12 protein-coding genes are annotated in these 16000 nt (G+C 57.7%); 1 reads left to right on the top strand and 11 read right to left on the bottom strand.

Features of this window, described 5'->3' with window-relative positions; translation table 11 throughout:
- Positions 1-50: 50 nt before the first annotated feature.
- The 7 genes from alaS to mltB form a co-directional block, all read right to left on the bottom strand.
- Entirely contained in the window at positions 51-2678 is a 2628-nt protein-coding gene (gene alaS / locus H7K56_RS21590; protein WP_150361131.1) for an alanine--tRNA ligase, read from the bottom strand.
- 135 nt (positions 2679-2813) lie between these two features.
- On the bottom strand, positions 2814-3269 hold the full coding sequence (locus H7K56_RS21585) for a regulatory protein RecX (protein ID WP_104189679.1): 456 nt from the start codon (positions 3267-3269) through the stop codon (positions 2814-2816).
- Between the two features lie 167 nt (positions 3270-3436).
- A complete protein-coding gene (recA, locus tag H7K56_RS21580; RefSeq protein ID WP_021507334.1) occupies positions 3437-4507 on the bottom strand; it encodes a recombinase RecA in 1071 nt (356 codons plus the stop codon).
- Positions 4508-4600: 93 nt separating this feature from the next.
- Positions 4601-5095, bottom strand: coding sequence for a nicotinamide-nucleotide amidase (gene pncC / locus H7K56_RS21575; protein ID WP_058776003.1), 495 nt, complete (start codon positions 5093-5095; stop codon positions 4601-4603).
- Positions 5096-5197: 102 nt separating this feature from the next.
- Positions 5198-5974: a trans-aconitate 2-methyltransferase gene (tam, locus tag H7K56_RS21570; RefSeq protein WP_136546977.1), complete on the bottom strand. Its 777-nt coding sequence runs from the start codon at positions 5972-5974 to the stop codon at positions 5198-5200.
- Between the two features lie 212 nt (positions 5975-6186).
- On the bottom strand, positions 6187-6522 hold the full coding sequence (locus H7K56_RS21565; RefSeq protein WP_021507336.1) for a zinc ribbon domain-containing protein YjdM: 336 nt from the start codon (positions 6520-6522) through the stop codon (positions 6187-6189).
- An 86-nt stretch (positions 6523-6608) separates the two neighbouring features.
- The gene (gene mltB / locus H7K56_RS21560) at positions 6609-7691 is read right to left on the bottom strand and encodes a lytic murein transglycosylase B (RefSeq protein ID WP_150361130.1); all 1083 of its coding nucleotides are present in this window, start codon (positions 7689-7691) and stop codon (positions 6609-6611) included.
- A 472-nt stretch (positions 7692-8163) separates the two neighbouring features.
- Here mltB and mutS point away from each other — a divergent pair, with 472 nt between their 5' ends.
- Complete coding sequence (gene mutS / locus H7K56_RS21555) at positions 8164-10707, top strand: DNA mismatch repair protein MutS (protein WP_058776001.1); 2544 nt, start codon at positions 8164-8166, stop codon at positions 10705-10707.
- 93 nt (positions 10708-10800) lie between these two features.
- Here mutS and rpoS read toward each other — a convergent pair whose 3' ends face one another.
- The 4 genes from rpoS to H7K56_RS21535 form a co-directional block, all read right to left on the bottom strand.
- Complete coding sequence (gene rpoS, locus H7K56_RS21550; RefSeq protein WP_021507339.1) at positions 10801-11793, bottom strand: RNA polymerase sigma factor RpoS; 993 nt, start codon at positions 11791-11793, stop codon at positions 10801-10803.
- 51 nt (positions 11794-11844) lie between these two features.
- On the bottom strand, positions 11845-12969 hold the full coding sequence (gene nlpD, locus H7K56_RS21545) for a murein hydrolase activator NlpD (RefSeq protein WP_058776000.1): 1125 nt from the start codon (positions 12967-12969) through the stop codon (positions 11845-11847).
- Positions 12970-13135: 166 nt separating this feature from the next.
- Positions 13136-13762, bottom strand: a complete 627-nt coding sequence (locus H7K56_RS21540) for a protein-L-isoaspartate(D-aspartate) O-methyltransferase (RefSeq protein WP_021507341.1) — start codon at positions 13760-13762, stop codon at positions 13136-13138.
- A 385-nt stretch (positions 13763-14147) separates the two neighbouring features.
- A complete protein-coding gene (locus H7K56_RS21535) occupies positions 14148-15992 on the bottom strand; it encodes a glycoside hydrolase family 9 protein (RefSeq protein WP_150361129.1) in 1845 nt (614 codons plus the stop codon).
- Between the last annotated feature and the right edge of the window lie 8 nt (positions 15993-16000).

Below are 16000 nucleotides of genomic sequence, written 5' to 3'. Positions count from 1 at the left end.
CGCCGAAACAGATGTTCCTGGCGCTCTTCACGATGCTTAATTTTATTTCGTTACAGCCGGTTACTCACCCACTCCGGCACGCCAGCCAGCGCGCCAGAAAGTGCCTGGGCGTCGGTTCCGCCAGCCTGCGCCAGGTCCGGACGCCCGCCGCCTTTACCGCCGACCTGCGCAGCCAGTTCGCCAATCAGCTCACCGGCCTTCACCCGATCGGTCAGATCTTTGGTGACGCCAGCAATCAGCGACACCTTACCTTCTGCAACGGTTGCCAGTACGATGACAGCAGAACCAAGCTGATTTTTCAGATCGTCCACCATCGTGCGCAGCATTTTTGGCTCGACATTGCTGAGTTCGCTTACCAGCAGTTTCGCGCCCTTCACCTCAACCGCTTTGCTACTCAGTGAAGCGCTTTCCTGCGCCGCTTGCTGATCGCGTAGCTGTTGCAGCTCTTTCTCCAGCGCACGCACGTTTTCTACCAGTCCGCGCACTTTCTCGTTCAGATTACTGTGGTTGGCTTTCACCACCTGAGCAATGTCGCTCAGCTGATCGCTCTGCGCGTGCAGTTGTGCAATCGCGGCTTCACCGGTCACCGCTTCGATACGGCGAATACCCGCCGCCGTGCCGGCTTCGCCCTGAATGCGGAACAGGCCGATGTCACCGGTACGGGCCGCGTGCGTACCGCCACACAGCTCAATGGAGTACTCGCCCATGCTGACCACGCGCACACGCTGATCGTACTTTTCACCGAATAGCGCGGTGGCGCCCAGCGCTTTCGCCTCTTCCAGGTCCATCACGTTAGTGGTGATAGGCAGGTTGCGGCGAATCTGGGCGTTAACGATATCCTCAACCGCACGAATCTGCTGCGGCTTCATGGCTTCGCCGTGTGAGAAGTCAAAACGCAGGTACTTGTCGTTGTTGAGCGAGCCTTTCTGGCCAACGTGATCGCCCAGCACTTCGCGTAACGCTTCGTGCATCAGATGCGTCGCGGAGTGGTTAAGGATGATGCGCGAACGACGCACTTCATCAACCTGCGCCTGCAGGCGATCGCCCACCCGCAGCTGACCCTGACGTAGCTTACCGATATGACCAAAGGCTTTGCCATATTTTTGCGTATCCTGCACGCTAAATTCAGCCTTTTGCCCGGTCAGAGTGCCGGTATCGCCCACCTGGCCGCCGGACTCACCGTAGAACGGTGTCTGATCCAGAATCACCACCGCATCCTGCCCGGCAGCTACCTGCTCAACCTGCTGGCCGTCCACAAACAGCGCCTGCACCGTCGCCTCGAGCGAGAGGTGGTCGTAACCTTTGAATTCAGTCGGCGTATCAAAGCGGATAACCGTGTTGTAATCGGTACCGAAGCCGCTGGCTTCACGCGCACGCTGACGCTGCTGCTCCATCGCCGCTTCAAAGCCTGCTTCGTCAATCTTCAGGTTGCGCTCACGGCATACGTCAGCAGTCAGGTCCGCCGGGAAGCCGAAGGTGTCATACAGACGGAAAACCGTTTCGCCGTCGAGGGTGTCGCCTTTCAGCTTCGCCAGCTCGTCGTCCAGCAGTGCCAGGCCACGCTCCAGCGTTTTAGCAAACTGCTCTTCTTCATTTTTCAGGGCGTTCTCAACGTGCTTCTGCTGACGCTTGAGATCCTCACCTGCTGCGCCCATCACCTCGATCAGCGGAGCCACCAGTTTGTAGAAGAAGGCTTCTTTCGCGCCCAGCATGTTGCCATGACGCACCGCGCGACGAATGATGCGGCGCAGCACATAGCCACGGTTTTCATTCGACGGGATGACACCATCGGCAATCAGGAAGGCACATGAACGGATGTGGTCGGCGATCACGCGCAGTGATTTATTGTTCAGATCGGTGGCGCCGGTTACCTGCGCCACCGCGTTAATCAGCTTCGCGAACAGATCGATTTCATAGTTGGAGTTCACATGCTGCAGTACCGCGGCGATACGCTCAAGGCCCATACCGGTATCCACCGACGGTTTCGGCAGTGGCTGCATGGTGCCGTCGGCCTGACGGTTGAACTGCATGAACACGATGTTCCAGATTTCGATATAGCGATCGCCATCTTCTTCCGGACTGCCCGGAGGGCCGCCCCAGATATGGTCGCCGTGATCGTAGAAGATTTCGGTGCACGGACCGCAAGGGCCGGTGTCACCCATCTGCCAGAAGTTGTCAGAGGCGTAAGCACCGCCTTTATTATCGCCAATGCGGATAATACGTTCGCGCGGTACGCCGATGTCATTGGCCCAGATTTCAAAGGCTTCGTCATCGGTTTCGTATACGGTTACCCACAGACGCTCTTTCGGCAGCTTAAACCACTGCTCGCCCGTCAGCAGTTCCCAGGCGTAGGCAATGGCTTCTTTCTTGAAGTAGTCGCCAAAGCTGAAGTTGCCCAGCATTTCAAAGAAGGTGTGGTGACGCGCGGTGTAGCCGACGTTTTCCAGGTCATTGTGCTTACCGCCGGCACGCACGCAGCGCTGCGACGTGGTGGCACGCGAATAATCGCGCTTGTCCTGACCAAGGAAAACGTCTTTAAATTGCACCATGCCGGCGTTAGTAAACAGCAACGTCGGATCGTTGTTTGGTACGAGGGAGCTGCTGGCTACAACCTGATGTCCCTTGCTATGAAAAAAGTCGAGAAACGCTTGACGGATCTCAGCAGTGCTCTTGCTCATAAAATTCCTGGAATCACGCTAACGAACGTTCCCTTTCGCTGGCAAACCGCATGCGCCCGGCCCGCCACTGACTGAGGAACAAAAAGTGGGAATAAGATAAATTTTCTTCAATGGGAAGTAAAATCCCATCGCCTTTCAGTCGTCAATATTTCTGAAAATCGCCTGAATGTCTTCCATCATAAAGCCTTTCGACATCAGAAAGCGCTGGACTTTGCTTTTTTCCGCCCAGCTTTGCGGCAGCGGTTCGCCGAATTTACGTTTAGCGACCTCGGCCGCGCACTGGCTCCAGTCAACCTCGCTATCGAACAGCGCCTGGTTGATCTCATCACGGTCGATGCCTTTTTGCTGCAGCTCCATGCGCACCCGCTGTGGACCATAGCCTTTGCGCGCGCGACTCTGAATAAAGTGTTCGGTAAAACGCTGGTCGTTGAGCCAGCCATTCTCCTGACACCAGTCGAGCACTTTCTCCAGCAGCGCTTCCGGTATCGGCTGGCTCTCCTGTTGCTGTAGCCAGGCCGCACGCTGATTGTTCAGCTGCAGTTTGCGTTTCAGCTCGTCGCGGCTATGGTCGCGCTGCGACAAAATACGCATGGCACGATCGAGTACCCGGGAAAAGGTTGGCTGCGGAGCCTGTGATGAGGTCGATGACATAGGATTACCTTGTTGTGACTGTTGCGCAGGGTAAAGCAAGAAGGCAGAGAGGAAAAGCACGGGCGGGAAAAAGCAAAACGGGAGCATTGCTGCTCCCGTGGGTATGATTAGAAATCTTCGTTGGTTTCGCTGGCTTCTTCGTATTTATCAGCCGCGCTATCCGCTGTTGCCGCTTCTGCCGTTGCACCGGTCAGCAGCATGTCACGCAGCTTAACGTCGAGCTCATTGGCAATCGCCGGATTCTCTTTGAGGAAGTTGGTAGCGTTCGCTTTACCCTGGCCGATTTTATCGCCGTTGTAGCTGTACCACGCACCGGCTTTTTCCACCAGTTTGTGCTTCACACCGAGGTCAACCAGCTCGCCGAAGGTGTTGATGCCTTCACCGTACATGATCTGGAACTCAGCCTGCTTAAACGGTGCTGCCACTTTGTTCTTCACCACTTTAACGCGGGTTTCGCTCCCCACCACTTCGTCGCCCTCTTTAATGGCACCGATACGGCGGATATCCAGACGTACGGAGGCATAGAACTTCAGGGCGTTACCACCGGTGGTGGTTTCCGGGTTACCGAACATCACACCAATCTTCATACGAATCTGGTTGATGAAGATCAGCAGCGTGTTGGACTGCTTAAGGTTGCCCGCCAGCTTACGCATCGCCTGGCTCATCATACGCGCAGCCAGACCCATGTGCGAATCACCGATTTCACCTTCGATTTCCGCTTTCGGCGTCAGCGCCGCCACGGAGTCAACAATGATCACGTCTACCGCACCAGAACGGGCCAGCGCATCACAGATCTCCAGCGCCTGCTCACCGGTATCCGGCTGCGAACACAGCAGGTTATCAATGTCGACGCCCAGTTTCTTGGCGTATACCGGATCCAGCGCGTGCTCGGCATCGATAAAGGCACAGGTTTTGCCTTTACGCTGCGCAGCAGCAATGACCTGCAGGGTCAGCGTGGTTTTACCGGAGGACTCAGGTCCGTAGATCTCAACGATACGGCCCATTGGCAGGCCACCCGCGCCCAGCGCGATGTCCAGCGACAGGGAGCCGGTAGAGATGGTTTCAACATCCATCGAGCGGTCTTCACCCAGGCGCATGATGGAGCCTTTACCAAATTGTTTCTCAATCTGGCCCAGCGCGGCAGCTAAAGCCTTCTGTTTGTTCTCGTCAATCGCCATTTCCACTCCTAATCATGCCGGGTGAGCGGGCACCGTGTATGCCTGCTCGTTCTGTTGCCGCTAATTATACTGTATAGTCATACAGTATCAAGTTTAATTTGTCAGAAATTCATCCAGCAGCGCCTGCAGCGCCCAGCTGACCGACTGACGCCGGACAGCATCGCGATCGCCGGCAAACTGCTGGCGCTGTGCCAGCACGCGGCCCTCCGGACCCGCCAGCGCAAACCAGACGGTACCGACCGGCTTTTCAGCCGTGCCGCCATCTGGTCCGGCGATGCCGCTCACCGCAATACCGTAGCCAGCGCCGGCCGCGGCACAGGCGCCGGTCACCATTTCGCGTACCGTTTGCTCACTGACGGCACCATGCTGCGCCAGCGTCGCCGCCTGCACGCCAACCATCTGCTGCTTGGCCTCATTGCTATAGGTAACGAAGCCGCGCTCAAACCAGGCAGAACTGCCGCTGATGTCGGTAAATACCTTGGCAATCCAGCCGCCGGTACAGGACTCCGCCGCCGTCACCGTCGCCTGACGATGCCTGAGCTGTTCGCCAATACGGCGGCTGAGCTGCTGAAGTTGTTCGTCGTTCATCGCCTTCTCCTGTTGTGGCGCTTCACGTTAGCAGTAAATGGTGCGGCGACAAGCCCTTTTCAACCGCCGCCGTCGCATTTTGCGCACTGCGTTCCGGCAGGGTCAGCGCGTTTTCACCGCCACCATAAATAAACGCGGAAAGGCCAGCAAAACCTGTCCATTACTACGCGTCGGGTAAGCGGGCAGCAGCGCCTGATGATAGTCGTGTAAAAAGTCAGCCTGCTGCGCCTCATCCAGCGCGGCAAGGAACGGACGCAGCCCGGTGGCACGCAGCCAGCTGATGATCGCCTGCGCATCCGCCATCGGATGATAGTAAGTGGTGCGCCAGATATCGACCTGACAGCCTGCATCGCCTAATAAATCATAGTAGCGATCGCTGCTCAGCAGGCGTTTGCGTTCTGCCGCCTGAGGCGAAATATGCGCCTGCCAGCGTGAGCTGGCCGCCACCTCACGCATCAGACGATGCGACGGCTCCTGCAGGTTATCCGGCATTTGCACCGCAAGTGCACCGCCCGGTGCCAGCTGGTTTACCAGATGCGGCAACAAGGTTTCGTGGTCGGTCAGCCATTGCAGCGACGCGTTGGCATAAATGACCTGTTGCGGCTGCTCAGGCTGCCAGCTGCGGATATCGGCCTGACGAAAATCACAGTCCGGCAGGCGTTGCCGCGCCTGTTCCAGCATCGCCTCAGAGCTGTCGATGCCGGCGATGTACGCCTGCGGCCAGGCCTGCGCCAGCAGTTCCGTGCTGTTGCCCGGGCCACATCCCAGGTCCGTAGCAAAGCGCACCTCGTTGACGGGAATACGCGCCAGCAACTCCTGTGCCGGGCGCGTACGCTCAGATTCAAACTGACGATACAGCTGGGGATTCCAGTCTTGCATAGCAACGCTCCTGTCTGTGTGGAAGAGTCACACACTACCTGTTTTGCTGCGCGAGGCGCGAAGAGAAAAGTGCGGTTGCAGAAAAAGTGTGGATGGCGCAGCGGAGTCAGGTGCTGCAGGCTCAGGCGTGGTGATAGCGCGCAGGATGCGGGTGTCATTACTTCCGCATCCTGCGGGGAAAAGCAACAGGACGGCGCATGGCCGTCCTGCAATTAGTTCTTTTTCACAAACTCAGATTTGAGTTTCATCGGACCGAAGCCGTCGATTTTGCAATCGATATTGTGGTCACCTTCAACCAGACGGATGCTTTTCACTTTAGTGCCGATTTTCAGGGTGGAAGAGCTGCCTTTCACCTTGAGATCTTTCACTACAGTTACGCTATCGCCATCTGCCAGCAGGTTACCGTTGGCATCGCGCACCACCAGCCCTTCGCTGCTGTCATCCGCGCTGGCGGACCAGATATGGCCGCAGGAGGGGCAGTTCAGGTTTTCACCCTCCTGCCAGGTGTAATCTGCCTGGCAGGCCGGGCAGGCAGGTAAAGTCGTCATACATATTCCTCAGTGGTCGGTATGCGATGAAGAAGGCACCGCAAAACGGGCGCCATCTTATACCCTCATACTTTATAAGGACAGTATTAAAGCATGTTGCCCTGACGCGCCTGGGCGACCGCCTGCCCCAACTGCCACACCGCCATGGCATAGTGCGTGCTGTGGTTGTAGCGAGTGATCACGTAGAAATTAGGCAGACCGTACCAGTATTGATAGCTGGTGCCGAGATCCAGCCGCAGCAGGCTGACCTGGCTGTTGCCGTCCAGCGAACCCTGCGGTGCCAGACCGCTGGCCGCCAGCGTATTCACTGAATAAGAGGTTTTGAAACCGTTCTCCAGCGCCGGTGCCTGACCGCTGGCGGGCACGGCGACGTTTTCACCGGAACGCCAGCCATGCGCTTTGAAGTAGTTGGCAACGCTGCCGATGGCATCCACCGGATCCCACAGATTGATGTGGCCGTCGCCATTAAAATCGACCGCATACTGCTTATAGGAGGATGGCATAAACTGGCCGTAACCCATGGCACCGGCGAAAGAGCCGCGCAGATCCAGCGGATCGTCCTGCTCGGTGCGCGCCATCAGCAGGAAGGTCTCCAGCTCACTGCTGAAGTAAGCGGCACGGCGCGGATAGCTAAACGAGAGCGTCGCCAGCGCATCCAGCAGACGGGTTTTGCCCATCACCCGACCCCAGCGTGTTTCCACCCCGATAATCCCGACAATGATCTCCGGCGGTACGCCATACACCTGCTGGGCGCGCTGCAGCGCACCCTGATACTGATTCCAGAAGGCGACGCCGTTCTGCACGTTATCCGGGGTGATAAATTTATTGCGATAGCGAATCCACGCGCCGTTCGGCCCACTCGGCGGCGTATAGCTCGGCGCCTGCTGATCCATCAGGCGCAGCACGTAATCCAGTCGCTTCGCCTGACCAATGACCGCATGCAGCTGGTCGCGGTTGAAACCGTGCTTCGCCACCATCTGATCGATAAATTGTTCCGCCGCCGGATTACCGGCAAAGTCGCCAAACATCGGCTGAATGGCGTGAGAAGGTTCCAGTAAAAACCCCCCTTTCGGTGCAGGCACAACGGCGGATTGCTGCTGGGGGGCGGGCTTACTGCTGCAGGCAGCAAGCAAACAAATAAGCGGAAGAAGAGCAACCTTAAAACGCATCGGATATCCATAAGCCAGATGAAACACGAATGCTCATGGTAATCGTTCAACGAAGCGACTTACAGAGCAATGTCGTAAATTTACGCCCGTTGTGATTCTGCAGTTATGACCAGCCCTATCTCTGGTCAGGTAATGAAAACGCCGCTGAGGTAAGGGGTGCACTGACCGAACTGACGCTCACCTGTAGCGCGGCAGCGGCCTCACCCGGCCGCGGCTAAGCGCCGGATTTGCGTGCTGGCTCCACAGTTTTCCCCGCCGCGTAAAATTTGCTTTTTACCGCCTGTCGCAATTTGATATGGTCGCCAGCCAGAAACATCGGCTGGCGGATGAAGCGGGCTGCGCAAAAATGCTAACATCTGCCCTTTCGTTATCCGCCAGTGTGATAACCATCCATCCCCGGCTGCCCCTGTCCAGCCAGCGGAAATCAAAAGAGTGAATCCTGAGTGAGAATGAGATGAAAGGAGCAGAGCAAATGGACTTCAGTGGCCACACCCCCATGATGCAGCAATACCTGCGCCTGAAGGCCGATCATCCTGACATCCTGCTGTTTTATCGCATGGGCGATTTCTATGAGCTGTTCTACGACGATGCCAGACGCGCCTCGCAGCTGCTGGAGATCTCGCTGACCAAACGCGGTGCGTCCGCCGGTGAACCGATCCCGATGGCCGGCGTGCCCTATCATGCCGTTGAGGGCTATCTGGCGAAGCTGGTGCAGCTGGGCGAATCGGTGGCGATCTGTGAACAGATTGGCGATCCGGCACTCAGCAAAGGTCCGGTTGAGCGTAAAGTGGTGCGCATCGTAACGCCCGGCACCATCAGTGATGAAGCGTTACTGCAGGAGCGCCAGGATAACCTGCTGGCAGCCATCTTCCAGAGCCAGCGCGGTTTTGGCTATGCCACGCTGGATATCAGCTCCGGGCGTTTCCGCCTTAGCGAGCCGGGCGATGTCGAGACCATGGCGGCCGAACTGCAGCGCACCAATCCGGCAGAGTTGCTCTATCCGGAGGATTTGCAGGCCATGACGCTGATTGATCAGCGCCGCGGACTGCGGCGGCGTCCGCTGTGGGAATTCGAAATCGACACCGCACGCCAGCAGCTCAACCTGCAGTTTGGCACGCGCGATCTCAGCGGCTTTGGCGTCGAGCAGGCGCATCTGGCGCTGCGCGCGGCGGGCTGTCTGCTGCAGTATGTCAAAGATACGCAGCGCACCTCGCTGCCGCATATTCGCTCGCTGAGTATGGAGCGCCAGCAGGACAGCGTCATTATGGATGCGGCTACCCGGCGCAATCTGGAAATCACCCAGAATCTGGCGGGCGGCAGCGAAAATACGCTCGCGGCGGTACTGGATAAAACCGTCACGCCGATGGGTAGCCGCATGCTGAAGCGCTGGCTGCATATGCCGCTGCGCGACGTGGCCACCATCACGCGCCGCCAGGAATCAATTGCCGAACTGCAGTCGCTGAGCGAAGAACTGCAACCGGTGCTGCGCCAGGTGGGCGATCTGGAGCGTATTCTGGCACGTCTGGCGCTGCGCACCGCGCGTCCGCGCGATCTGGCACGCATGCGTCATGCCTTCCAGCAATTACCAGAACTCAATACCCAGTTAGCGGGCGTGGCCGCGCCCCATCTCAACGCGCTGCGCGATCGGATGGGGGATTTCAGCGAACTGCGCGAACTGCTGGAAAGCGCCATTATTGAATCGCCGCCAGTGCTGGTGCGCGACGGTGGTGTTATCGCGCCCGGCTATAACGCCGAGCTGGACGAGTGGCGCGCGCTGGCCGATGGCGCCAGCGATTACCTTGACCGCCTGGAGATTCGCGAGCGCGAAAAACTGGGGCTGGATACGCTGAAGGTTGGCTTCAACGCTGTGCACGGCTATTACATCCAGGTCAGTCGCGGACAGAGCCATCTGGTGCCTATCCATTACGTCCGCCGCCAGACGCTGAAAAATGCCGAGCGCTATATCATTCCCGAACTGAAAGAGTACGAAGACAAGGTCCTTACGTCGAAAGGTAAAGCGCTGGCGCTGGAAAAGAGCCTGTATGACGAGCTGTTCGATCGCCTGCTGCCGCACCTCGAAGCGCTGCAGCAGAGCGCCGCGGCGCTGGCAGAACTGGACGTACTGGCCAACCTGGCCGAGCGCGCCTGGACGCTCAACTATTGCCGCCCGGTGCTGCAGGAGAAAGCCGGGATTCGCATCACCGCCGGTCGCCATCCGGTGGTGGAACAGGTGCTGAAAGAGCCGTTCATTGCTAACCCGCTGTCGCTTTCGATGCAGCGTCGCATGCTGATCATTACCGGCCCCAACATGGGCGGTAAGAGTACTTACATGCGGCAGACGGCCCTGATTGCACTGATGGCCTGGATCGGCAGCTATGTGCCGGCGGAAGAGACGGTGATCGGCCCCATTGATCGTATCTTTACCCGTGTCGGTGCCGCCGACGATCTCGCCTCCGGTCGCTCTACCTTTATGGTCGAGATGACCGAGACCGCCAACATTCTGCATAACGCCACCGAAAACAGCCTGGTGCTGATGGACGAAATCGGCCGCGGGACGTCCACTTATGATGGCCTGTCGCTCGCCTGGGCCTGTGCCGAAAGCCTGGCGAATCGCATCAAAGCCATGACGCTGTTTGCTACCCACTACTTCGAGCTCACGACCCTGCCGGAGAAAATGGAAGGCGTGGTGAATGTGCATCTTGATGCGGTAGAACACGGTGACACCATTGCCTTTATGCACAGCGTGCAGGATGGCGCCGCGAGCAAGAGCTACGGCCTGGCCGTGGCGGCGCTGGCCGGTGTGCCAAAAGAGGTGATTAAGCGTGCGCGCCACAAGCTAAAAGAGCTGGAAGCGCTGTCGGGCAGTTCTGCCGGCTCAACGGTGGAGGGCTCACAGCTGCCGCTGCTGGTGGCGGAAACCTCGCCGGCAGTGGAGGCGCTGGAAGCGCTCGATCCTGACAGCCTGACGCCCAAACAGGCGCTGGAGTGGATTTACCGTCTGAAAACCCTGATGTAACCTGCCACCGGCGCGTGCACGGCGCGCCGGCCTGAATGACAGGCATAAAAAAACGGTGACCTTGTGGTCACCGTTTTTATTGCCAGCTACGGCTTATTCGCGGAACAGTGCTTCGATATTCAGACCCTGCGTCTGCAGAATTTCACGCAGACGACGCAGACCTTCTACCTGAATCTGACGGACACGCTCACGGGTTAAACCGATTTCGCGGCCCACATCTTCCAGCGTTGCCGCTTCATAGCCTAACAGGCCGAAACGACGTGCCAGCACTTCACGCTGCTTGGCATTCAGTTCAAACAACCACTTAACGATGCTCTGTTTCATATCATCGTCCTGCGTGGTGTCTTCCGGACCGTTGTCTTTCTCATCGGCCAGGATATCCAGCAGCGCTTTCTCGGAATCACCGCCTAACGGCGTATCAACCGACGTAATGCGCTCGTTGAGACGCAACATACGGCTTACGTCATCAACTGGCTTGTCCAGCTGCTCGGCGATCTCTTCCGCACTCGGCTCATGGTCCAGCTTGTGCGACAGTTCACGCGCGGTACGCAGGTAAACGTTCAGCTCTTTAACAATGTGAATCGGCAGACGAATAGTACGGGTTTGGTTCATGATAGCCCGTTCAATGGTCTGACGAATCCACCAGGTGGCATAGGTTGAGAAGCGGAACCCGCGTTCCGGGTCAAACTTCTCTACGGCGCGAATCAGGCCGAGATTACCCTCTTCAATCAGATCCAGCAGCGCCAGACCACGATTGCTATAACGACGGGCAATCTTTACCACCAGGCGTAAGTTACTTTCGATCATGCGACGACGAGAAGGAATGTCACCGCGTAATGCGCGACGGGCGAAGAACACCTCTTCTTCCGCCGTTAACAGTGGTGAATAACCAATCTCGCCGAGGTAAAGCTGCGTCGCATCCAGAACGCGTTGCGTCGCACCCTGTGACAGCAACTCTTCTTCAGCTACTTCATTATCACCAGGTTCGTTCTCAACGAGAGCCTTCTCATCAAAAACCTCAGCTCCGTTCTCCTCGAATTCCGCATCATCGTGTAACTCATTAACTTTCAGCGTATTCTGGCTCATAAGCGGCTCCTACCCGTGATCCAAGGGCAGAACACCTAAGGTTCTGCCGGATTATCGCTGCGGTAAATAACGCAACGGGTTTACGGATTTCCCCTTGTAACGAATTTCAAAGTGCAATCTTACTGAACTGGTTCCGGTGCTACCCATGGTAGCGATTTTTTGCCCCGCCTTAACTTCCTGTTGTTCCCGGACCAGCATGGTATCGTTGTGGGCGTAGGCACTCAGGTAATCATCGTTGTGTTTGATGATGATTAAATTACCGTACCCGCGGAGCGCGTTGCCTGCGTATACCACTCTTCCTGATGCAGTGGCGACGACAGGTTGTCCACGCGACCCGGCGATATCGATCCCTTTGTTTCCGCCTTCCGCAGCGGAGAAGTTATCGATGATCTTCCCATCAGTTGGCCAACGCCAGCTTCCCACTGGTGTTGTGCTATTAGTTGTGCTGCTAACTGTGGGCGGTGCGGTAACCGGAGCTGTGGTCGTTGCCACATTATTTGCCCCTTTCGACGGCAGCATTTTCCCGCCTGTCGAACCCGAATCATCAGAATACGTAATAACAGGTTGCTGTGCAACAGGGGTGGATTTAATTTGCGTCTGATTCGATGCCACCGGAACGCCGCCCTGCGTGGCATCCGCTGCGGTTATAGCGTTACCACCGGTGATGGTCTGACCGTTACCGTTACCCACCTGTAACGTCTGCCCGGCGCTCAGGCTATAGGGCGCCGCGATATTATTGCGCTGTGCCAGATCGCGGAAATCATTGCCGGTAATCCAGGCAATATAGAACAGCGTATCGCCTCGCTTAACGGTGTAGGTTTCACCGCCGTAGCTGCCTTTAGGAATATTCCCATAATTGCGATTGTACACAATACGACCATTTTCGGTGGTCACATTATTATTGCCACTAACCATTCCACCCGCAGGCGCGGCTGATGGTGTACCACCGCTTAACATTCCACCACGCGGCATCGCCGGCACGGTGCTGTTCTGCGCGGCGATCATGCCGCCGCCTGTGGTGGGAGCAGCAGCCATACCGCTGTCGCCGCTGTTGCTGCCAATCTGGCTGATGGGGGCTTGTGTGTTGTCGCCAGAGCTACAGCCTGCCAGCCAAAAACCGACCAGTGAAAGTGCCGCCAGACGGCGTAATTGAAATACTGTGCTTCCCGTGCTCATTGATCCCCCGTGATGGCAATCCTGGATAAAACTGTGTGTCGACCTTGACCGCATGATTCACTGTCTGTGCCGTCAAAAACGCGCTTTCGCATTGATTAACAAGGATAGTAACAATATCAACTGCGCCATGCCATGTAACGATTGTGAAGAAATACGTAAGATGGCTTTATGCCAGATCGCCCTGAACCAGCGGCACAAAGCGCACCGGCTCAATCGTTTCTTCAATGATTTCACCACCCTGACGACGCAGGCGCTTAAGTACCTGCTGGTCCTCACCCACCGGCAGCACCATTTTGCCGCCTTCTCCCAGTTGCGCTATCAGCGCAGTCGGAATTTCTGGCGGTGCGGCAGTCACAATAATGGCATCAAACGGCCCCCGCGCGGCCCAGCCCTGCCAGCCGTCGCCGTGGCGTGTGGAAATGTTATGCAGATCGAGCTGCTTCAGGCGGCGTTTCGCCTGCCACTGCAGCCCTTTGATGCGTTCAACCGAGTAAACGTGGTTAACCAGATGCGCGAGAATGGCGGTCTGATAACCCGAACCGGTGCCAATTTCCAGCACGCGCGAGGTCGGGTTCAGCTCCAGCAGCGCCGTCATACGCGCCACCATATAAGGCTGAGAAATGGTCTGGCCGTTGCCAATCGGCAGCGCCACGTTCTCCCAGGCTTTATGTTCAAAAGCCTCGTCGATAAAGCGTTCACGCGGGACATCAGCGATGGCTTTCAGCAAATGCTCATCGTGAATACCCTGCGTGCGCAGTTGGGCCAGAAGCGTTTCGATGCGCCGGTTTACCATGCCGGATTCACCTCAGCCTGGTACAGCCCGTCGCCTGCCCTCTTCCGCGCCACGCCGGCGCCAGGATCAACCTGTCGTAATGTCTTCACGCCAGGGAACACGCCAATGCCGGGAGTCTGAATTCCATCATCGTTGCTGAGCCGTATCCGCATCTGATTCTGACCTTTTTCATTAACCGGTCCACCGACCGCCGCGCCCGTTTTGCGCCTTCAGCGGCGCAAGCGGTCCTGCGCTGGCGGCACAAGGATGTTTGCATTCTAGCGGTGAGGCGCGGGAAGTGGTAGGCGTAAATCACGCAACCGTCGGCAGTTGTCGCAACAATAAGCAGTCAAACGCAATGGCACCCAGTAAAAAGCCCGGCGGAAAGCCGGGCTGATTTATCACCTCAGTGACGATCCGGTAAGCTCACCGCATACAGATACCAGGCCGAGTGCGGCAGCCAGCCTTCCGCCCAGCGCCAGTCGTCATCCTTCCGTGTGACCGCATAGCCTTCATCAAAGGCGATACCGTCCGCCACCTGATTCGACGCGCCGGTGATGCCGTTGACGATACCGCCCGGCAGCGTGGTGTATTTCCACGAATTGAAGAACAGATAGCTGATGTGACGATAGCCGCTGCCGGTCAGCATGCTGACGTCGTACGGATTATGACCGAGGATCCAGTTGAGCTGATCCCAGGCATAACTCTGCAGCTGCTGCGTAAAGGCTTTATCGTCCGCGAACAGCGGCATCGCCTGACGGGCGGCGGCGGCCAGCGAGGCGATACGCGCGTTTTCGCCCTGCCACCACGGCGCAGCTTCGCTGTCGTGCGGGAAGAAGAAGCTGGTGCGCTTCACGCCGTCTTTCAGCTGAATCAGCTGGCGCGCATAGCCAAACGGGTTACTGCTCTCTTTAGTCACCGCCAGTTCAAAGCTCAGCGAGCGTTTTACCGTCTGGCGGATATTCGCCTGCTGCGCCTGCGGCGCGATGCGCGCGTACTCCAGCAGCGCGATCACCGGCAGACCGGCATCGGACGGATGGAAGAACGGGCGTTTTTCGCCGTCGGCACGCCAGTAGTCATGCCAGTTATCCAGCGACGTCAGTCGCGCCATCAGGCTCTCCGCGCGCTGCTGCGCCGCAGCCAGATAGACCGCTTTTTGCGAGACACGATACAGTTCGGTAGCCGCCAGCAGCGCGGTGTAATCATCCACGATGTTCTCTTTACCGTCGTTTACCATGCGCAGGTTATTTTTCTGCAGGAAGGCAAAGGCATCTTCTGCGGTTTGCAGATACTGCTGCCGCGTGAAGTTGCCGTCATTCTCCATGGTGCTGGCCAGCGCCAGCGCGGCAATTGACATGCCGGCACCAGAGCGGAAACTGGCCTGCCACGCCAGCGGGCCGACCGCCTCCTCTTCAACAATGGTGGAATCTGACTCCTTCTCTTTGATCTGCGTGCGCCAGTTGGGATTGGCGATCACCCGGTCCTGAGCCAGCTTCTCTTTGCCCGGCGACGAGATCGCCTGGAAGAAGGATTCACCCGGCCGCTTCATGCGCACCAGGAAATCGGCACCGTACAGCCCTTCGTCGAGCATGCGCCGGCGATACTCATCAAAGTTCGGGTTGTCACGCGCACCAAGATTTTGATAACCGCGCAGTAAGCTCCACGCCACCAGCGGCGCCTGCTGCGGATTGAAATAAGAGGTCAGATTCTGGTGCGACAGGTGCACACCGTAATCGCCGGTGGCGTCATACCAGCCGCCGTGGACGTCAACCGTGCCGCTGCCGGTGCCCGCTGGCAGCGGCAGTTTGCGGTCCGCCTTATCGAACAGGCCAGTGACGCGCTGGCTTTTGAAGTAAGCAATTACATCGGACAGCGTATAGCGCTCGAGCAGATCGGCACCAATAATGAACGGCCCGGAGCGCACATCGCCGTCGCTGCTGGTGGTTTGCAGCACGTAGCGGCCCGGCGTTTGCCAGCCGGAGAAATCGGCACGATAGAAGGTGCGATCGCCCCAGCCCGGCACGTCCCCCTGCGGCTGCAGCGTGCCGCTCAGCACCGCTTTATTGGTCTCATTATCCAGTAGGGTAAATTTCACCGGCGGCTTAGCGCGCGAGTCGCCGGTCAGCTGCACGATGGCGTTTTTCGGCGCGGCAACATCGTAGCCGACCTGATTGATTAAAACGTGGGTTTCGGCGTGCGCCAGCCCGGCCAGTAACAGCGCTGCGGTCAGCGCGGAGAAGCGAATCCTCATGGTCATCA

The organism is Pantoea dispersa, assembly GCF_014155765.1.
Lineage (GTDB): Bacteria > Pseudomonadota > Gammaproteobacteria > Enterobacterales > Enterobacteriaceae > Pantoea > Pantoea dispersa.
This window is presented reverse-complemented; position numbering and strand designations above follow the sequence as displayed.

Coding starts and splice junctions, on each gene's coding strand:
- recA (WP_021507334.1), bottom strand. CDS start 4,507: ATGGCGATTGACGAGAACAAACAGAAGGCTTTAGCTGCCGCGCTGGGC.
- tam (WP_136546977.1), bottom strand. CDS start 5,974: ATGCAAGACTGGAATCCCCAGCTGTATCGTCAGTTTGAATCTGAGCGT.
- nlpD (WP_058776000.1), bottom strand. CDS start 12,969: ATGAGCACGGGAAGCACAGTATTTCAATTACGCCGTCTGGCGGCACTT.
- mltB (WP_150361130.1), bottom strand. CDS start 7,691: ATGCGTTTTAAGGTTGCTCTTCTTCCGCTTATTTGTTTGCTTGCTGCC.
- rpoS (WP_021507339.1), bottom strand. CDS start 11,793: ATGAGCCAGAATACGCTGAAAGTTAATGAGTTACACGATGATGCGGAA.
- mutS (WP_058776001.1), top strand. CDS start 8,164: ATGGACTTCAGTGGCCACACCCCCATGATGCAGCAATACCTGCGCCTG.
- alaS (WP_150361131.1), bottom strand. CDS start 2,678: ATGAGCAAGAGCACTGCTGAGATCCGTCAAGCGTTTCTCGACTTTTTT.
- H7K56_RS21540 (WP_021507341.1), bottom strand. CDS start 13,762: ATGGTAAACCGGCGCATCGAAACGCTTCTGGCCCAACTGCGCACGCAG.
- pncC (WP_058776003.1), bottom strand. CDS start 5,095: ATGAACGACGAACAACTTCAGCAGCTCAGCCGCCGTATTGGCGAACAG.
- H7K56_RS21585 (WP_104189679.1), bottom strand. CDS start 3,269: ATGCGTATTTTGTCGCAGCGCGACCATAGCCGCGACGAGCTGAAACGC.
- H7K56_RS21565 (WP_021507336.1), bottom strand. CDS start 6,522: ATGACGACTTTACCTGCCTGCCCGGCCTGCCAGGCAGATTACACCTGG.
- H7K56_RS21535 (WP_150361129.1), bottom strand. CDS start 15,992: ATGAGGATTCGCTTCTCCGCGCTGACCGCAGCGCTGTTACTGGCCGGG.